An 18,079-nucleotide genomic window follows, 5' to 3' on the forward strand; every position below is an offset into this window, starting at 1 on the left:
CTGAATTAACTAACTTAATTACCAATCTAGTATGCTTTCCCTTTTGCACTCCACAACTCTAGGTACTTGGTTTAAGGTGGTCACCATACTCGGATTTTCCCTTAGAGCAGCGTATGACATCACTAAGTACCGTAAAAATAAATCTCATGATTCTTAACGGCATTCTTGATGAAAAATCCACTAAAATATACCTATTACCACAATTAATTAAGGCATTAATACCTGATTTTCCACCACTTCTTTTTCCCTGTTTTTAACAATTTCTCCATTATTGATTTACTTTATGAAGACTTAATTTTAAACTTAATAAAAAGTCTGATTGAGGTGGTTTCCTTGAAGTTTAAATCTATAATCTGTTTCCTTAGACGAAATCATAAATTTAGTTATTACTCAAATAGCTGTATTAGGTGCGGGAAAAAAAAATCTCATTAGGGATTCTTCTGTCCTCACTCTCCCAACTGATAGAAGGAGAGTGAAAATCTAATCTATGATGATACTATCATGTAACCCCCACCCCTATTTCTACGTTCATCAGGATCCAAAACATTCTAAATAAAATGCTATTTGTTGAGTTTTAATCTCCATAAAGCACCTTTTTTTGAAATGAATAATAATAAAATGTGGCTAAATAAGCTTTATTAATCTTTTTCCCTCCATAACAGCTGTACTTTATAAACCGTAAATTGAAAATAGACAATTTCATTACTCAGTTAGATGAAAGTAATTTTTTGTGGAAAACTTCTAATCATTTTTATTGTTTATTAATGGTTTATCCACAAATTAATCAAGTCAAAGTGGTAGAAAATACTAAATATGAATGAGCAATAGAACTTAAAAGATCGAGGAAATTAACATAAACGGGATGAAAAGCATAGCAAAACAAAATGAAAAATAGTCCTTCGTTCAGCTACGAGGACCCAAGAATTTAATAAAGTAATAATAATGTTGGCAAAATTCATTTTTATAATCCTAAGTATCCCCAACTCTGCAAGCTAGTGCGACCTGGAAAGTACCATCAAGAGTGTTTCATAGGATATGAAGCTTCTCACTTCAACCACTTGGGAAATTCACAATGTTGAAAGTGAAAAATATTACCTAAAATTATGAAAAAAAACAATATAAATAAGAAAGAGAAGCTGAGACTTTGGTCAGCTTCTTTTTCTTATTTATAGTTAAAAGTATAAAAATATAGAATAGCGTTAAAAGCATTTACAAATATTAACTATATTAAATAGATGTTATAAGAAAGAGGTATCAGCATGGTTAATAATAAAGTTTTAACTTCTGTTGAATATGGAGCTTTATGGACGACTTATCAAAAGAAAACCATGATTTTGTGTTTTCTACAATATTTTATTGAAAAGTCAGAAGAACCAGAAGCGAAGGATTTAATGAAAGGGCTTCATGATAAATTGAATACTAAAGTTAACGAAATTAGAAATATATTAGAGGGTGCTGGTGCTATAATACCAAATGGTTTACCAATGAAGATGTATATTTAGATGCTCCGGTATTGTTTGAGCAGGGTTTTGATATTATGTTTTCTAGAATCCTAAAAGAAATTAGCATGGGAATGTATGTTTTACACACAACCATCTCTTATCGACCTGACATTATTAATTTATATAGATCTTTAACAGAGTTAACACAGAAATATTATTATTATTTTACGGAATATTTATTAGATCATAAATTAATGTTGAATCCACCTGTAATAAATATGCCACATTCAAAAAGTTATATTGAAGATCCAAGCTATATGAAAGGAACAAATATTTTTGGGAATAAAAGAAACTTCAATGTCGTCGAGTATGGATTACTTTATCATTCACTAGAATCAAACGTATTGGGGATGCAATTAATGAAAGGATTTGCTCAAACTTCTGCCAATTCAGATGTAAAAGAGTATTTTCAAAAGGGATATGAACTAGCAAAGAAAATTTATTTGGAAACAGAGGAAATGTTGCTAAACAGTGATATTCTAACACCATCTATTGTGAGTAGAAAAGTAACATCTTCTACTACTGCTCCATTTTCAGATAAGTTAATGATGTTCTGCACATATTTGTTGAATGGATTTAGTATAGGTGGACAAGGATTTGGAGCAGTGTTTTGTCTGAGGAACGATGCTATACTTCAGTCAGGAGTTTTTGCGAAAGATGTTCTCTCATTTGGTTTAAAGGGAGCGCGAATAATGATGGAAAGAGGTTGGTTAGAAGAACCTCCTAGTATGAATAACTAAATAAGAAAGAAAAGGAACATCAAATGACTTGGTGTTCCTGTTTGTATTTTATATACCTTCATACTATAACCCTATTTCAGCATAATGTAATACAAGGAGGGTGGGGTTGCGGGCAAATGATTATTTTTATAGTAAATTTTCTACGGCAAATAATAGGAATACAATAAATCATAATATGAGGAAAATATTTGGTGATTGGCTGACTCCTTGAAATGGAGAGCGTATTTATTTATTATTTCGGATTATTTATTTTATCACAAATCGTACAACAGTTACGAGGCCCTTAACTTGATTTTTGCTACACAAACAGGAAAACCCATTTATCCTAGATCGTTAACAACTGAATTTAATAAAGCAATAAAAATTGCTAATGTTCCCAAAATTCGCTTTCATGACGTGATACTAGACATACTCACGCAACTATTTGTCTGGTAGCTGGTATGACATTAAAAGAAGTACAGGAACGCTTAGGACAACATGTCACTGAATTAATGAAAGAAAAAACAGTTGATTTACTTGAGAAATTCATCTCAAAATAAGTTTTTTTGCAAGGTATGTGGTCAAAATGTGGTCAATGTGTACATACCTTGCATAAAAAACCTTGTTATTCTAACGTTAACCTCGCCACTGCCTCCACATGCATCGTTTGAGGAAACATATCCACAGGCTGCACTTCTTCTGTCTTGTAGCCACCATCCTCTAATATGCGCAGATCACGAGCTAAAGTCGCTGGATTACATGACACATAGACAACTTTCTTTGGCTTCATATCAAGAATTGTTTGCAGCAATGCTTCGTCACAGCCTTTTCTTGGTGGATCTACTACTAAAACATCTGCTTTATTTCCTTCTTTATACCAGTTGGGGATAACTACTTCTGCTTTCCCTACTGCAAAATCGACATTGTGGATATCATTTAAAACAGCGTTATTTCTTGCATCTTCAATTGCTTGTGGCACAATTTCGACTCCAAATACTTTACTTGCTTTTTTTGCCAAAAATAAAGAAATGGTGCCAATTCCACAATAGGCATCAATTACTTTCTCTTCTCCACTTAAAGCAGCATACTCCAATGCTTTCTCATAAAGCACCTTTGTTTGTTCCGGGTTTACTTGATAAAAAGAACGAGCTGAAATAGCAAATTTTACATCGCCAATATAATCCGTAATCGTCTCTTCTCCCCAAAGTACGCGAGTAGCATCTCCCATTATCACATTTGTTTTTTTGTTATTCACATTGTGGATAATCGATTTAATATTTGGTACTTTTTGAACAATTTCATCAACAATTGCTTTGCGATTGGGGATATCCTGTGTACGGCTAATTAAGACAATCATGATTTCCTTCGTAACCAGCCCTCTTCTTACCATAATATGGCGTAAATCTCCCTTATGATGAGCTTCGTCATATGCGCGGACTCCATATTTTGAACAAATATCTTTTACTGTATTTACGACATAATCATTTTCTTCTTGTTGGATGAGGCATTGTTCCATGTTAATAATTTGATGAGAGCGTTGTTGATAAAATCCACCAATGAGGCCACCTTCTTGTTCTCCAATTGGCACTTGGGATTTATTACGGTAACGCCAAGGGTTTTCCATCCCCAATGTTGGATGTACAATCGTTTTGATTTTTCCAATTCGTTCTAACACATCCTTCACATGTTTATGCTTTGTTTTCAATTGTCCTTCATAGCTTAAATGCTGTAATTGACAACCGCCGCATTCCTTGTAAATAAGGCATGGGGCTTCCACACGATAGGGACTTCTTTCTTTAATCTCTAGGAGGCGGCCAAAACCGTAATTCTTATTTGTTTTAATTACTTTAACAGTTGCTTTTTCACCTGGAAGTCCATTGGGGATAAAGAGGGGATAACCATCTATCTTTGCCACACCTGAACCTTCATGGGTTAAATCTTCAAAAACTATATCTATTATATCGTTCTTTTGAACGGGTAATGTTTTACTCATTATCGTCTTCCTTTACGTCAAAATTTCCGAAAAAAACAAGCGTGGTAATTGTATCATATTATGAGGATAGCGTCATTGGTCTATGCATAATCTTTAATTATTATCCAAAACAAAAAGTGAGAGGATTCTTCCTCTCACTCCTTGTTATTGTCTGTTTGTAACTTCTCTTTATAATCCTTGATATCTGGTCGGTCTTCATCACGAATCGCTTCAAGCGGCACAAATAACTCAAAGTGACGATATAAATTAATAAATTCAGCTGGCAGTAATCCGCCAAATTCTCCATCAAGATTTACTTGTACTTTCTCATCTGAGCTGACCTTTATATGGTTCGCATTCGTATAAATGACATTAGGATCATTTATATGTTCACCTCGTAAAGCAAGGGACGCAATTCGAATAAATTCTGCAAGGTTTGCCTTTTTTAAGATCAATAGAGAGAATAACCCATCATTAATGGATGCGCCAGGGGCTAACTTTTCAAAACCGCCAACAGAATTAGTCAGGCCTACAAGAAACAACATCGCTTCTCCATCAAATAACTTGCCGTCATACTCGATTCTGACATGCGAAGCTTTAATGAAAGGCAGCATTTCGATTCCTTTTAAATAGTATGCTAACTGTCCAAGCATGGTTTTCAATTTACTAGGAACTTCATAAGAAATTTCTGTTAAATGCCCGCCGCCGCTAATATTAATGAAGTATTTGTCATTCATTCTTCCAATATCAATCGGAATGGTATCGCCTTTTGCGATAACATCTACTGCACCTATGACATCTCTGGGAATATGCAATGCTCTTGCGAAGTCATTTGTCGTTCCTACTGGAATAATTCCAAGCTTTGGACGATATTCCTGTTCTGCCATTCCGTTAACAACTTCATTAATCGTTCCATCACCGCCTGCAGCAATGACGAGATCAAATCGTCTTTCTACGGCTACTCTCGCTGCATATGTTGCGTCCTCTGGTCCAGTCGTTGCATGACAGGAAGTTTCATACCCTGCCTCTTCTAATCTTTTTAGCACCTCTGGTAAATGTCTTTTAAAAGCTTCCCGACCTGAAGTAGGATTATATATTATTCTTGCCCTTTTCATGTTCATCATCCTATAATCAAGATTCATTTTTTTCCATAACCAATAACATCATCATATACGATACTACTTGCTTAGGCAATGTTTAACTCTAGTTATTACCATGATATGTAACTTTTTCATGCTAAGTGTCCATGTTTCAAGCATCTTCCCACATTATAACCCAATCTATTAGTTCATCATACTTTTCTCATTCTTATTCCTGTTTTTTTCTATTAATCAAACGTTTGATTAACTTTTTTTCGCCCTTCCTTGCAGCTATTCATCCTTTCTAGAGGAATTCTGACAAAATAGAAAGACAGAAATCGCTAGACAATGCCTTATTCAAAAAGAAAGATCTTCCTCAAATTAATCATCTGATTCCAATCTTTCCTCCTTATATTAATGATTTGTTATATCTAACGTACCACTATCAAAAATGTAAATGGATGAGCCACCCTTCCCTTTTTGCAAAAATGCAGTAGTTATTTCTTCTACATGCTTCTCTTCTTTATTTGGAAATTCCCAATCCTCCTGTTCCCGATTGTTAATGAGTGTATCATCTACGGAGACTTTCACATTTTTTGTTTCATCTAATATTAAATCAATTTGCGGAACATTATTAATTGTCCAATTGTTTTTTAAATCACGCGGATTTACTGTAATGTCATTTTGCAAATCAACAATATCTAACTTTTTACTCGTTGGAACAAGAATAGTAGTATTCATAGAAGCATAGTCCTTGTAAAATTCAGAAACACGATATGGCAATTGCTTTAAACGGATAAACAACGTATCACCCTTTTGCGAAACGAGCAGATAATCTTCCGGCTTTAAAACATCCTTCTTCTTCGATTGAACAGCTCGATAGGTTCCAAATAGAGAAAGGACATCATCGTTTGTTCCTTCAATCGTAATTGGATTTTGCTGATTGTCAGATTCAATGACAATTCTTTTAATATCATCCTTCATTGCATAATTAAATTCAGGTAAATCACTTGTTACTTCCTCTCTTTTTAACCCTTGTTCCACTATATCCATAACCCCTGATGATTGGAGAAATACCATTGCAATCCCAGCTGACCCAATTATTCCAACTATAATTATACTGAAAAGATCAAAGCTTAAATATGGTTTCTCTTGTTTAGAAGAAAACAAGTACAATAAAATTTCTATTCCAAGAATAACCAAAATAATTGGCCACCAAACTTTTAAAACAGTCACTATTTTCCAATCAAAAAACTGCGTAAATAATAGAAATACACCAAGAAATACTAATGATAAGCCCATCGAAAAAGTGCCCACTCGCCATGTTCGCATTCTCTTCTCTCCTTATGTAAGGCCTTAGCTATTTGAAACAGCTTCAAAAAAACCGAGGCCGTAATCTCTCTTTCCATAAACCACTTAGACTTTTTTCTTCTTCGTTCCTTTTAATAGATGAATACCACCGATAATAAGAACTAGACATACGATTCCTGTCTGGAAATATTGATAAAAGAAAAAGCGTAAATCCACATTGATTACATTTTGGATAATAGGTGAAAAGATCGGTAAAATAATATTAATCATTAAATAATATAAACCAATTACTAATAGACCAATTCCAAACCATTTTTGGTAGTTAATCAAATAAGCAATTACAGGGATATCCTCTAACTCCTCTTCTCCAACTCTCGATGCCTTTTGTAATCCATCAAAAAAGCTGTAGAACCAAATAATCGGAATAACGAATAAAAATAGTCCTAACCTTAATTCATTAAGAATAAAAATAGAGAACAAGAATGCAGCCATTAGCTGAATCCCTCTTTGCTGTAATCCTAAATATAAATGCCCTGCTCCAGGAAACACAGATAAGAAGGTCGCAATAAATTTGCTTTTCTTTCCTTCTTCTCTGTTCTTTTCAAAGTCTTGGAAAATCGTAATATCTTCTAACTTTTCTCCATTCAGTTTTTTATTAAACTGCTGGGAAACGTCATAAAAACCGTAAATCCAAATAACTGGCAATATAGCTAAAAACAGAAGGAACTCGTTTGTATAGGTCAGAAACGCGATAAATATAATCATAATTCCTAAGCCTAAAAATGTCGTTAAAAGGGTTATTCCTCGGTAAACTAATCCTAGCTGGATATGCCCCAATCCAGGGACAAACGATAAAACAATCGTATAAAACCGCTCAGACTCCGTTGTTTTTGCTAGTATAGGCGCAGTCTCCCCAGTTTCAGAATCCGCAGCAAAACTGACTCGTTTCTTTAAATAGCTGCTGGTCGTAATTAATGTGTCGATAAAACTAATGCAGTAGATAATAAAACCAATAAAAACTACTATAAATGTTAACTCATTGAAGTATCCTGAACTAAATATCACAATAGACATAAACGCTAGTCCAAATACTGCTAGCCCGTAAAAAAAGCCTCGCAGTTTTTTTCCAATATAGAACAGGCCGCCACCTGGAAAAAATGCTAAGATTGTCGCAACAATCGGGTTTTTCATTTTTTAACTTCCTCCTTCTTACTACCATCAAATGAATCCATCCAGGCAAATGTCTTATCCACTAAGCCACCTGATTTCGGCTCATTTTTTAAAGATACTTCCGTTTTTTGAATTGTTTCTGTATGTTTTACAATGGACTGAAAAAATCCTGCCGACATGAGAATCAAAGTAAGACTCGCGGCAATTGCATAATGGAATATGGATGACTGATAAAAAGGCCGTTTCTTTTCTTCTATTGTTTTTATCTCCATATTTTCATAGGATATTTTTTGCATAATATCATTCATAAAAGCTGCTTCATCTGAAATTGAAGGAAGGGTCTCCTCTTGCTTGTCTACTGCATCTATATATAATTCTAAGCATTGATCGCATGTATACAAATGATCTTCAAGCAGTGATCTTTCCTTCTCACTTAGTTCATCTTTTACATACTTCATCCAATAATCTTTAGAATAATGTGCGGTCATAAAAATTCTTCCTCCTTCCAATGCGTTTTGATCCAGAGTCTTGCGCGATACAACTTCGTTTCAATTGTTTTCACTTGAACATTTTGTTCTGCTGCCATTTCTTGATAACTTTTTTCTTGAATGTAAAAACCATAAATGACGTCCCTGTAATTAGCGGGGACTTCCTCCAGTCTTTTCTGCACAAGTCTTTGTCGTTCCCGCCTCAACACTTCTAATTCTACATCATCGGTCTGAGAGCCTCCTATATGGGATTCCAGTTCTTCTGTCATCTCTTCTTTTCTTCTTTGTTTTTTTCTTCTCATATCAATAGCATGATTGATAGCAATTCTTGTTATCCATGTTTTAAATCCTTGATTCTCATATTTGGGGAGAGAGGTATAGATTTTAATAAACACTTCTTGTGTAGCATCTTCCGCTTCTTTTTGGTCCTTTAAAACGCTGTATATCGAACGAAACAAGTAATCTCGATGCTTTTCCACTAACAAACGAAATGCGTGATCATTTCCTGCTTTTATCTTTTCAATTAATACTTGATCACTAATGGCCTCTCCCCCCTTTCCTGCCATTCTATATAATAGACGGTACTGGATTGTCATACCCCTACAGTTTTTTATTTTTTTCATAATTATGGACTCTCTTTTGTAATAGTATCATTATTACATGAAACTTTTTAGCCTTACTTTCGTATTTCATCTATAGCAAATTATCAAAAGGAGAATGTGCATGCATTATTTATTTGCATTACTAGCTTTAACACTGAATCCATTTATATGGAAAAGTCATTTTAATAAAAAAAGATTTCTTGTCTTTCAAATTACTCGCTTGTTCGCTGGGATTCTTATCATATTTTGTCTTGATTATTTTCAACTAATTGATCATTCTTTACAGGCTCTCTTTAAATTCGGCTCTATTTTCCTTGCCTTTTTCTTACTCTTAGACTTACTATTTGGAAAGGTAAAGGGATACAGAATAACTGGAGTTTTATTCTTGTATTTTGTTTTATTTAGCCTGTATGTCCAATTTATTTATCCTTTAACGATAACTGGAGATAAATATCAGTTTGTTCAGGAAAAAACAACCGTTATTGATAAAGAAGCTGTTTCCACAAATGAAAAGCATATTGTCGTTGTTCCTGAAAGCTACGCACGCTATCGAAGTGAGAAAAAACTTGGAGAGGTTTCTCATCCTTCCTATTACGATTTAGGAACCTCTACCTTGCAAAAAATTGATGATCATCTGTATTGGGTAACACCGATTGAATATACCGGCTTCTTCAAATGGATCAAAGGGGAGGATGTACCTGGTTTTATTAAAATGAGCGCAGAGGATGAAAATGAGGATGCCATTTTGGTTAAATCATCCATGAAATATGTGCCCTCTGCATTCTTCCAAGAAGACTTAAAAAGATTAGTAAGAAGTAAGCATAAAGATACAATTTTACTTGAAGCCAGCTTTGAGCCAGACGATAATGATAAACCATATTATGTCGTGCCGTATGGTCAGTACAATAAATTCCGTGAGATAGTAGATATTAAAGGAATATATATTATTGACCCTGCCACTGGGGAAATAAAGGATTATGGAATGGACAATATACCTGATTTTATTGATCATGTCATTCCTACAAGTGTGGCGGAAGATTGGAATGAATGGTATGGTAAATATATTCATGGCTTCTGGAATACACTATTCGCAAAAGAAGATATGAAACTACCAACTGCTTGGGAAGATATGAATGAAGTAAATGGTGTTTTTAATGAAGACTTACAATTGCATTGGTTTACCGACTTCACACGTCCAAAATCAGATAGTGGAAGCATGGTCGGCTATTCGATGCTTAATGCTCGTACTGGTGCTCTTACCTTCTACACAGAGGCAAATGGATCTTTAAATGGAAAATCCGCCATAAATGTTGCAGAGAAAACCTTCCGTGCTCAAAAATATGAGGCTGGCACTCCGCTGCTCTATACGATTTATGGTCAGTTCACATGGGTTGTTCCGCTCATGGACAGCAATCATGTACTAAGAGAAATTATGTTAATCAACGCCAAGGATGAAAAAGTTTATAGTTATCATACAGAAAAAACAAAGCTGTTTAATGATTATAAATATGCGCTTGTCACCTTATTAAAGAATGATAAAACAGTTCCTAACAATATCGCGGACAAAAAAACAATCACTGGCACCCTCGACTATGTATATAAGGCAGAAGTAGAAAATAGCACGATTGTTAAATTTATGTTAGAAGGAAATAAAACCATTTTCCAAGTTTCATCAAATGATTTCCCATATAGTATTTTCCTAGAAAAGGGTATGCAGCTAACCGTAGATTATGTGGATACAGAAGAAATGATTGTTACGGTTGAAAAATTAAAAATTAGCAATCAAGAATTAAATTAATTAAAAGTTTTTCCGATGCAAGAACCTAAAAAGACTGGAACTTAACAAAAAAATAGTATCTATTGTTTATAATATAGGGAGAAGGGAACAAACTTCTCCCTCTTTCTGCATAGAATAAAAGAGGAGAACAAAGATAGTGTTTTAAACTAGTAAACTTCATTTATAGGAAAGGAGTAATGTATTTGCTTATTCTACTACTAGCTTCCTACTTAATTGGTTCTTTTCCGACCGCCTTAATTATCGGTAAAGTTTTTTATGGCATTGATATTCGGAAACACGGAAGCAATAATCCAGGAGCGACTAATTCTATTCGCGTATTAGGCAAAAAAGCCGGAATTGCTGTTCTTCTGCTCGATGTTGGAAAAGGAGCACTCGCTGCAAGTCTGCCCTACTTATTAATGGTAGATATTAATCCCTTGTATACTGGATTAATAGCTGTTATTGGTCATTGTTTTCCAATCTTTGCAGGTTTTCGCGGCGGAAAGGCGATCGCTACAACTGCCGGCACCTTACTCATTGCTAATCCTGCTCTATTTTTGATTTCCTATTTTGCTTTCTTTGCTGTTATATTTATTACAAAATATGTGTTTCTTGGTAGTATTTCTGTTGGAATAACCATTTTCTTATATGCACTATTTTCACCCGATATCCAGCATGACTGGCTCTTTTTCTTGTATTTATTACTATTAATCTTTTTACATCGCTCTAATATTATAAATTTTATTCATCACAAAGAACCTAAAGTAAATGATAAAAACATAAAAAAGGATCGAATTAACCCGAAGAAGATTGTCTAATCCCCTTCTGCGGACAAGCTTTTTTAAAAAATTGTTGATTATGAACTTTTCCTGGGAAATACTGTCGAATGATTGGCAATCAAATAAGGGAGTTGCTCTTTGGAGAGCAGCTCCTTTATTTTGTAGTTTTTTGGTGGTGGGGAGTGCTTGCTGGGATGAGGTGGTTTGGCTGATTTCCTCCTCACTTTGGCTGATTTCCCACTCGCTTTGGCTGATTCCCCACTCACTTTGGCTGATTTCCTCCTCGCTTTGGCTGATTCTCCACTCGCTTTGGCTGATTCCCCACTCACTTTGGCTGATTCCCTCCTCGCTTTGGCTGATTCCCTCCTCACTCAGCTGCCATTTAACATCAGCTATTATAGAAATCTACTTAATCCCACCTTTATAATACGATTTTTGTCATACTATCCTCCTTTCTCCATAAAAAAAGCTGCCAACAAAGAACATTTGCTGACAGCTAGAAAGATAAATCTAATTATTATCTTTTATTCATTTCCTGAACTAATAACTTGTTGACCATTTGTGGATTTGCTTGCCCTTTTGTTGCTTTCATTAATTGCCCAACAAGGAAACCTATTGCTTTTTGTTTTCCGTTTTTAAAGTCTTCAATGGATTGAGGATTATTATCTAACACTTCACCAATAATTTTCAGCAATGCACCTTCGTCGGAGATTTGCACTAGCCCCTTCTCTTTCACAATGGCCTCTGCATCGCCGCCGTTTTCAATCAGCTCTTTAAAAACTTGTTTCGCAATCTTACTGGAGATTGTCCCATTTCCAATCAGCTTAATCATGCCGGCAAGGTTTTCTGGAGTAAGCTTTACTTCAGCCAGCTCCTTTTGTTCGGCATTTAAATAAGCAGAGACATCGCCCATTACCCAGTTAGAAGCTAACTTTGGCTCGGCTCCATTTGCCACAGTACCTTCAAAGAAGTCAGCCATTTCCTTCGTAACAGTTAATACTTTTGCATCGTACTCAGGTAAGCCCCATTCTTCCATATAGCGCTTCTGTCTTGCATCTGGCAACTCTGGAATTTCCGCACGGATTCTTGCCTTCCAGTCTTCATCAATATATAAACCTGGTAAATCCGGCTCAGGGAAGTAGCGATAATCATCGGAACCTTCTTTTACACGCATTAACAATGTCGTACTTGTTGCTTCATCAAAGCGGCGTGTTTCCTGATTAATAACACCACCGGAAGAAACAACTTCTCTTTGACGTTGCTCTTCGTATTCTAATCCTTTGCGGACAAAGTTAAAGGAGTTTAAGTTTTTCAGCTCTGTCTTTGTTCCAAATTCCGCTTGTCCTACTGGACGAATGGAAATGTTGGCATCACAGCGCAAAGAACCTTCTTCCATTTTACAGTCAGATACACCAGTGTATTGAATGATGGATTTCAATTTTTCTAAATATGCGTATGCTTCATTTGGTGTACGAATATCTGGCTCAGAAACGATTTCAATTAATGGCGTTCCTTGACGGTTGAAGTCCACTAACGAATATCCTTTCTCATGATTCAATTTTCCAGCATCCTCTTCTAAATGAACCCGAGTAATGCCAATTCTTTTTTTATAGCCATCGACTTCAATTTCAATCCATCCATGTTCACCAATAGGCTTATCAAATTGAGAGATTTGGTAAGCTTTCGGATTGTCGGGATAAAAATAGTTTTTACGGTCAAATTTCGTTTCTGTAGCTATTTCACAATTTAATGCCATAGAAGCTTTCATGCCATATTCTACAGCCTTTTTATTTAAAACAGGCAGTACACCCGGATATCCTAAATCTACTACTGTTGTGTTTGTATTTGGTGCAGCGCCAAAATGGTTAGGACTTGCGGAAAATATTTTTGATTGTGTTTTTAACTCTACATGGACCTCTAGCCCAATGACTGTTTCAAATTCCATTTTTTTCACCCCTTACAGCGTTGGTTTTTGTTTATGATAGTCTGTAGCCTGTTCAAACGCATACGCTACTTTATAAACAGATGCTTCATCAAAGTGTTTTCCGATAATTTGTAAACCAAGCGGTAAACCGTTAGAGAATCCACAAGGAACAGAAATACCTGGAACTCCAGCAAGGTTCACTGGAATCGTTAAAATATCATTTGCATACATTGTTAAAGGATCATCTACCTTTTCTCCCAATTTAAAGGCAGGAGTCGGTGTAGTTGGACCAACAATTACATCATATTTTTCAAAAACATCTTCAAAGTCTTTTTTAATAAGCGTACGTACCTTTTGTGCTTTTTTGTAATAAGCGTCATAGTAGCCAGAGCTTAAAGCAAAAGTACCAAGCATAATTCTACGCTTCACTTCATCTCCAAACCCTTCAGCACGAGAACGCTTATATAGATCGATTAATGTTTCCGCATTATCTGTACGATATCCATAGCGAACTCCATCAAAACGAGATAGGTTTGCTGATGCTTCTGAAGAAGATAGTAAATAGTAAGTTGCCAAGGCATATTTACTATGTGGCAGGGATACTTCTTCCCATGTTGCCCCTAATTTTTCCAATACTTTCAAAGCATCTAGAACTGATTGGCGCACAACTTCGCTGACACCCTCTGCCAGGTACTCTTTCGGCACAGCTATTTTCATGCCCTTAATATCACCAGTAAGCCCCTTTGTAAAATCAGGAACCTCTACATTTGCCGACGTAGAATCCATTGAATCTACTCCAGAAATAGCATTAAGTAAGAAAGCATTATCTTCTACCGTACGTGTAATTGGGCCGATTTGATCCAATGAGGAGGCAAATGCTACTAAGCCAAAACGAGAAATTCTTCCATATGTAGGTTTTAAGCCGACCACTCCGCAAAATGCTGCTGGTTGACGAATAGAACCACCAGTATCTGATCCAAGAGAAAATAATACCTCACCAGCTGCTACAGATGCTGCCGATCCACCTGATGATCCACCAGGAACAGTCTCAAGATTCCAAGGGTTTTTCGTCTTTTGATAATAGGAATTCTCGGTTGAAGAACCCATAGCAAATTCATCCATATTAAGCTTTCCAATTGTTATTGCTCCTGCTGCTTGCAGCTTGTCGATCACAGTAGCATTATAAATCGGCTGGAAATTTTCTAAGATTCTGCTTGAACAGGTTGTTCTTAAATTCTTCGTAACAATATTATCTTTGATACCAATTGGCATTCCAAATAAGCTGCCCGAATATTCCCCGTTCACTAATTTACTATCTAATTCACTAGCTTTGGATAAAGCATTTTCTTCATCTAATGTTAAAAATGCTTGTACTTTCTCATCTACATCTTTTATGCGACTATACGATTCCTTCACTAAATCTGATACAGATATCTCTTTTTTATGTAATAGTTCTTGTAAATCTGTCATTTTTTGATCAAAAAGACTCATGTAGTTTCCCCTCCTTACTCCATAATAGATGGAACTTTAATTTGCCCATCTTGATGATCTGGTGCGTTACGTAAAACTTCCTCCACAGGCAGACCTTTTGTTGGTACATCTTCACGCAACACATTTTTCATATCTAAAACGTGGGAAGTTGGCTCGATTCCCTCTGTGTCTAGCTCATTTAGTTCTTCTGCAAAAGAAATAATAGCATCTAATTGCTTTTGAAAAAGCTCTGCTTCCTCTTCTGTTATTTCAAGTCTAGCAAGATTGGCAACATGTTTTACTTCTTCCTTTGTTATTCTTGACATTATGTATGTCACCTCCATCATTATACGTACAACACAATAATCTGATAATAGCAAACAAATCAATAGGAAAGCAACCGAAAGAAGGAATATATCTTGTCAGAAGGCGATTTCTACAAAAAATAATGTCTTTCCACTACCATAATTGAATTTCCATTAGCTATTCCATCTTTACATTTAAACAGTACCATTTCTCTTATTATACCATCTTGTCTAAGATGATTGTCCCTTCCTTTAGATACAAAAAAAGAAGAGTGGTTTTCTCTTCTTTTTTATGAAGTATTTTCCTCATCAGAGGTAAGGAGTGGCTCATACATCATTAATGCATGGTTTTCTGTAATATACTCTTCTTCCAATAATACTCCTCTCCTGTTATACTTTTTTCGGAAAATTTGGTTATGGCGGATATAACCTCCGAAATAAGCGGGGGTAATCTGATGTGCCTTTTCAAATACATCATAATTGTATAAACTAGGCGATGCTCCTCTCCATTCTCCTATCAAATGAGAGTCCGTCACTTTCAGGCATAGTTGAAAAGGGGTATCTGTTTCATTCTTGATTTGCAGGTCTAAATAATTGTAGGAACAGGTTGCACCACTTCCGAACGGCTGCGTCCTGTTAGAATCTGGAAAAACATCATAACTATGCCGATGTCTTTCCACTACGGTTAACGGCGTATGCAAGGTCATCCAATAAATAAGATTAGACAACTGACATAGTCCCCCGCCAACGCCCGTCCGATAACTTCCTGCAAAAAGAACCATACCATCAACGTAACCTTTTTTATATGTCGGCCGTCCAATTGTTCTCCAATAGGAAAAGGTTTCTCCTGGTTCAAGTACAATCTGATTTATTTTGGAAACAGCGATTTTTAAATTAACAATTTTATTATATTGCAGCTTCATATCTACATCTTTTAGTTCTCTTAAAAGCATTGTTTTATGGGTAAAATAAGAATGGGGTAATAAAGCGGTCTGTTTTTTCTTCGCATATCGTTTTCTTGCTAGTATCCATTGAACATATCTTTTGGTTGTATAATATTTCTTTCCGACATAAAGACGAAAGGCTGATCTTTTTTTTGGTCTTAACGCTGTGATATCCATGTACACTCTCCATTTTTTCCCTTTTTCTGTTTTATTTCGCTAATTACTTATAAACTCCTTCTTTTTCAGGCTATTCTCTGCAAATAGATAGGAAAAGGAAGCAAAATCCGCTACAATAGTTTATATTTAGAAGAAGACTAAAAAGCTAGGTGACCAAAAATGAATGAATTAGATGCATTAAAATTAGAAAATCAACTTTGTTTTCTTTTATATGCAAGTTCTCGTGAATTGACGAAAAAATATAAACCATTGTTGGAAGAACTCGATGTAACGTATCCACAGTACTTAGTACTTTTACTACTTTGGGAGCATAAAAGCCTTAGTGTAAAGGAAATGGGACATCATTTATATCTTGATTCGGGTACATTAACACCGATGCTAAAAAGAATGGAACAGCAACAGCTGCTAGAACGCAAACGTTCCCTTGAAGATGAACGCTCAGTACTAATTACATTAACGGAAAAAGGTGCTTCTTTACAACAAAAAGCTGAGTGTATTCCAACAGAGATCCTAAAACTTTTCGGAAAATCGAGCAAGGAAATCAATGATTTAAAGCAATCCCTTCAATTGCTTTTGGAAAATTTAACGAAACAACATAAGGAAATATAAAAAGAGAGAAGGAGGAATTTCAACTTCCTTCTTCTCTCTTTTACAAAAACATTAAGCTGTAACAACTTCTAATTGTACCTCGATATTACCTCTTGTTGCTTTTGAGTACGGGCAGAAATTATGAGCTTTGTGTACTAAATTCTCTAATACTGTCTTTTCAATTCCAGTTCCTTTTACAGATAACTTAACACTTAGTTTAAATCCTTGATCTGTTTCATCCTTTAATAAGCTGACACTAGCTGTTGTTTCAGATTCAAAATTAACTTTTTCTCTCTGTGCCATTAATTGTAGCGCACCATCAAAACATGCTGCATATCCTGCTGCAAATAATTGCTCTGGATTTGTTGCGTCTTCCAATTCCTTCGCTCTTTGTGTACCTGGCATAGCTGTATCAAATTGAATAACATAATCTTCAGATTCTACTCTTCCTTCTCTTCCTCCAGTTGCTGTAACAGACGTTGTAAGAATTGTATCGCTCATGATTCATTCCTCCAATAATATATTTTCATTACAATTATATTGTACACAATATAATTGTACAAAACAAACATTTTTTACTTTCTTTCTTTTTTATTTACCTATTTCAAGAGAAGTAAACATGCCTGTAATGTTCATCCATAATAAAAAGCCCAAAAAGATTTTCTTTTTGGGCCATTCCCTTATTTGCTAAACCATTTTCCAATCGTCGTAAGCAATCCCTTTTTCTGATCTGCTTTTGAAGATTTCCCTGTAACTAAATCCGTTTTTTGCTCCCCGATATATATATCTTCTTTATTAATCGCATGATCATAAGCAATTAATAAACCAATATCACTGTCTGCCTCTTTGTTGGTTACAATCGTGTATTCCATATGTGCTTCGTTAGCTTCCTTGATATACTTCGATAAGTACGAATAGTCTAGATGACCATTTAAATATAGCTTCGCACCGGGATTCTGTTTCATTGCATCTAATATTTCCTTATAGGGGGCTGGTTCCATTACTTGTGATTGCTTTAATGCAATCACCACTCTTTCTCTTAGGGTACTGAGAAATTTTCTTCGTTCTTCTGGCTTTGTTTCCTTCGCCCCATACATCCCCTTTTGCATATATTCATCTAAGTTAGGGTTTGATGACATACTCACAACTCCTTTAAATAGATTCCTCTTTCCATACTATACTCTAATCTGCTAGTAAAAAACCTTGTACCTTTTTGAACTTTTTTTGTCATCATACAAAAAAGGAGAGACAAGCATCATTCATTCCACTTTT

At 35.3% G+C, this 18,079-nt stretch carries 17 protein-coding genes and 1 pseudogene; 5 read left to right on the plus strand and 13 right to left on the minus strand.

The window, feature by feature from the left end; genetic code table 11:
• Positions 1-1,259: 1,259 nt before the first annotated feature.
• Positions 1,260-1,663: pseudogene (locus tag NSS71_RS22050) on the plus strand (DUF3231 family protein); the annotation flags it as partial.
• Between the two features lie 96 nt (positions 1,664-1,759).
• Entirely contained in the window at positions 1,760-2,242 is a 483-nt protein-coding gene (locus tag NSS71_RS22055) for a DUF3231 family protein (RefSeq protein WP_341152055.1), read from the plus strand.
• Between the two features lie 604 nt (positions 2,243-2,846).
• On the opposite strand, the gene rlmD is transcribed toward NSS71_RS22055, so the two are convergent.
• From rlmD to NSS71_RS22085, 6 genes are all read right to left on the minus strand, one after another.
• Complete coding sequence (rlmD, locus tag NSS71_RS22060; protein ID WP_047944988.1) at positions 2,847-4,214, minus strand: 23S rRNA (uracil(1939)-C(5))-methyltransferase RlmD; 1,368 nt, start codon at positions 4,212-4,214, stop codon at positions 2,847-2,849.
• A 134-nt stretch (positions 4,215-4,348) separates the two neighbouring features.
• Entirely contained in the window at positions 4,349-5,308 is a 960-nt protein-coding gene (locus tag NSS71_RS22065; RefSeq protein WP_061800894.1) for a diacylglycerol kinase, read from the minus strand.
• A 378-nt stretch (positions 5,309-5,686) separates the two neighbouring features.
• Positions 5,687-6,604: a hypothetical protein gene (locus NSS71_RS22070; protein WP_341152046.1), complete on the minus strand. Its 918-nt coding sequence runs from the start codon at positions 6,602-6,604 to the stop codon at positions 5,687-5,689.
• Positions 6,605-6,688: 84 nt separating this feature from the next.
• Complete coding sequence (locus NSS71_RS22075; RefSeq protein WP_095323115.1) at positions 6,689-7,774, minus strand: hypothetical protein; 1,086 nt, start codon at positions 7,772-7,774, stop codon at positions 6,689-6,691.
• Positions 7,771-8,241 carry an anti-sigma factor family protein gene (locus tag NSS71_RS22080; protein WP_047944991.1) on the minus strand — a complete coding sequence of 157 codons (471 nt, stop codon included), beginning with the start codon at positions 8,239-8,241 and terminating at the stop codon, positions 7,771-7,773. Before NSS71_RS22080 ends, NSS71_RS22075 begins: the two co-directional genes overlap by 4 nt.
• A complete protein-coding gene (locus NSS71_RS22085; RefSeq protein ID WP_341152047.1) occupies positions 8,238-8,864 on the minus strand; it encodes an RNA polymerase sigma factor in 627 nt (208 codons plus the stop codon). Before NSS71_RS22085 ends, NSS71_RS22080 begins: the two co-directional genes overlap by 4 nt.
• Positions 8,865-8,964: 100 nt before the next feature.
• Here NSS71_RS22085 and NSS71_RS22090 point away from each other — a divergent pair, with 100 nt between their 5' ends.
• Together NSS71_RS22090 and plsY are read left to right on the plus strand one after the other, a co-directional pair.
• On the plus strand, positions 8,965-10,641 hold the full coding sequence (locus NSS71_RS22090) for a hypothetical protein (RefSeq protein ID WP_341152048.1): 1,677 nt from the start codon (positions 8,965-8,967) through the stop codon (positions 10,639-10,641).
• A gap of 176 nt (positions 10,642-10,817) precedes the next feature.
• Entirely contained in the window at positions 10,818-11,438 is a 621-nt protein-coding gene (plsY, locus tag NSS71_RS22095) for a glycerol-3-phosphate 1-O-acyltransferase PlsY (protein WP_341152049.1), read from the plus strand.
• Between the two features lie 38 nt (positions 11,439-11,476).
• Here the strand turns inward: plsY and NSS71_RS22100 are convergent, their stop codons facing one another.
• The 5 genes from NSS71_RS22100 to NSS71_RS22120 form a co-directional block, all read right to left on the minus strand.
• On the minus strand, positions 11,477-11,728 hold the full coding sequence (locus NSS71_RS22100) for a hypothetical protein (protein WP_341152050.1): 252 nt from the start codon (positions 11,726-11,728) through the stop codon (positions 11,477-11,479).
• A gap of 188 nt (positions 11,729-11,916) precedes the next feature.
• On the minus strand, positions 11,917-13,344 hold the full coding sequence (gene gatB, locus NSS71_RS22105) for an Asp-tRNA(Asn)/Glu-tRNA(Gln) amidotransferase subunit GatB (protein WP_047944996.1): 1,428 nt from the start codon (positions 13,342-13,344) through the stop codon (positions 11,917-11,919).
• Positions 13,345-13,356: 12 nt separating this feature from the next.
• Positions 13,357-14,814: an Asp-tRNA(Asn)/Glu-tRNA(Gln) amidotransferase subunit GatA gene (gene gatA, locus NSS71_RS22110; RefSeq protein ID WP_047944997.1), complete on the minus strand. Its 1,458-nt coding sequence runs from the start codon at positions 14,812-14,814 to the stop codon at positions 13,357-13,359.
• 14 nt (positions 14,815-14,828) lie between these two features.
• Positions 14,829-15,119 carry an Asp-tRNA(Asn)/Glu-tRNA(Gln) amidotransferase subunit GatC gene (gatC, locus tag NSS71_RS22115; protein ID WP_047944998.1) on the minus strand — a complete coding sequence of 97 codons (291 nt, stop codon included), beginning with the start codon at positions 15,117-15,119 and terminating at the stop codon, positions 14,829-14,831.
• A 269-nt stretch (positions 15,120-15,388) separates the two neighbouring features.
• Positions 15,389-16,219, minus strand: coding sequence for a VanW family protein (locus tag NSS71_RS22120; RefSeq protein WP_341152051.1), 831 nt, complete (start codon positions 16,217-16,219; stop codon positions 15,389-15,391).
• Positions 16,220-16,378: 159 nt separating this feature from the next.
• Here NSS71_RS22120 and NSS71_RS22125 point away from each other — a divergent pair, with 159 nt between their 5' ends.
• The gene (locus NSS71_RS22125) at positions 16,379-16,828 is read left to right on the plus strand and encodes a MarR family winged helix-turn-helix transcriptional regulator (RefSeq protein WP_095259386.1); all 450 of its coding nucleotides are present in this window, start codon (positions 16,379-16,381) and stop codon (positions 16,826-16,828) included.
• A 51-nt stretch (positions 16,829-16,879) separates the two neighbouring features.
• Here the strand turns inward: NSS71_RS22125 and NSS71_RS22130 are convergent, their stop codons facing one another.
• Entirely contained in the window at positions 16,880-17,308 is a 429-nt protein-coding gene (locus tag NSS71_RS22130) for an organic hydroperoxide resistance protein (protein ID WP_047945001.1), read from the minus strand.
• Between the two features lie 179 nt (positions 17,309-17,487).
• Complete coding sequence (locus tag NSS71_RS22135; protein WP_047945002.1) at positions 17,488-17,946, minus strand: YueI family protein; 459 nt, start codon at positions 17,944-17,946, stop codon at positions 17,488-17,490.
• Positions 17,947-18,079: the final 133 nt, after the last annotated feature.

Source organism: Niallia sp. FSL W8-0951, from assembly GCF_038006525.1.
Lineage (GTDB): Bacteria > Bacillota > Bacilli > Bacillales > Cytobacillaceae > Niallia > Niallia circulans.

Excerpts from the sequence above, each read along its gene's own strand:
- NSS71_RS22055 (WP_341152055.1), top strand. The coding sequence starts at position 1,760 with ATGAAAGGAACAAATATTTTTGGGAATAAAAGAAACTTCAATGTCGTC.
- rlmD (WP_047944988.1), bottom strand. The coding sequence starts at position 4,214 with ATGAGTAAAACATTACCCGTTCAAAAGAACGATATAATAGATATAGTT.
- NSS71_RS22065 (WP_061800894.1), bottom strand. The coding sequence starts at position 5,308 with ATGAAAAGGGCAAGAATAATATATAATCCTACTTCAGGTCGGGAAGCT.
- NSS71_RS22070 (WP_341152046.1), bottom strand. The coding sequence starts at position 6,604 with ATGCGAACATGGCGAGTGGGCACTTTTTCGATGGGCTTATCATTAGTA.
- NSS71_RS22075 (WP_095323115.1), bottom strand. The coding sequence starts at position 7,774 with ATGAAAAACCCGATTGTTGCGACAATCTTAGCATTTTTTCCAGGTGGC.
- NSS71_RS22080 (WP_047944991.1), bottom strand. The coding sequence starts at position 8,241 with ATGACCGCACATTATTCTAAAGATTATTGGATGAAGTATGTAAAAGAT.
- NSS71_RS22085 (WP_341152047.1), bottom strand. The coding sequence starts at position 8,864 with ATGAAAAAAATAAAAAACTGTAGGGGTATGACAATCCAGTACCGTCTA.
- NSS71_RS22090 (WP_341152048.1), top strand. The coding sequence starts at position 8,965 with ATGCATTATTTATTTGCATTACTAGCTTTAACACTGAATCCATTTATA.
- plsY (WP_341152049.1), top strand. The coding sequence starts at position 10,818 with ATGTATTTGCTTATTCTACTACTAGCTTCCTACTTAATTGGTTCTTTT.
- gatB (WP_047944996.1), bottom strand. The coding sequence starts at position 13,344 with ATGGAATTTGAAACAGTCATTGGGCTAGAGGTCCATGTAGAGTTAAAA.
- gatA (WP_047944997.1), bottom strand. The coding sequence starts at position 14,814 with ATGAGTCTTTTTGATCAAAAAATGACAGATTTACAAGAACTATTACAT.
- gatC (WP_047944998.1), bottom strand. The coding sequence starts at position 15,119 with ATGTCAAGAATAACAAAGGAAGAAGTAAAACATGTTGCCAATCTTGCT.
- NSS71_RS22120 (WP_341152051.1), bottom strand. The coding sequence starts at position 16,219 with ATGGATATCACAGCGTTAAGACCAAAAAAAAGATCAGCCTTTCGTCTT.
- NSS71_RS22125 (WP_095259386.1), top strand. The coding sequence starts at position 16,379 with ATGAATGAATTAGATGCATTAAAATTAGAAAATCAACTTTGTTTTCTT.
- NSS71_RS22130 (WP_047945001.1), bottom strand. The coding sequence starts at position 17,308 with ATGAGCGATACAATTCTTACAACGTCTGTTACAGCAACTGGAGGAAGA.
- NSS71_RS22135 (WP_047945002.1), bottom strand. The coding sequence starts at position 17,946 with ATGTCATCAAACCCTAACTTAGATGAATATATGCAAAAGGGGATGTAT.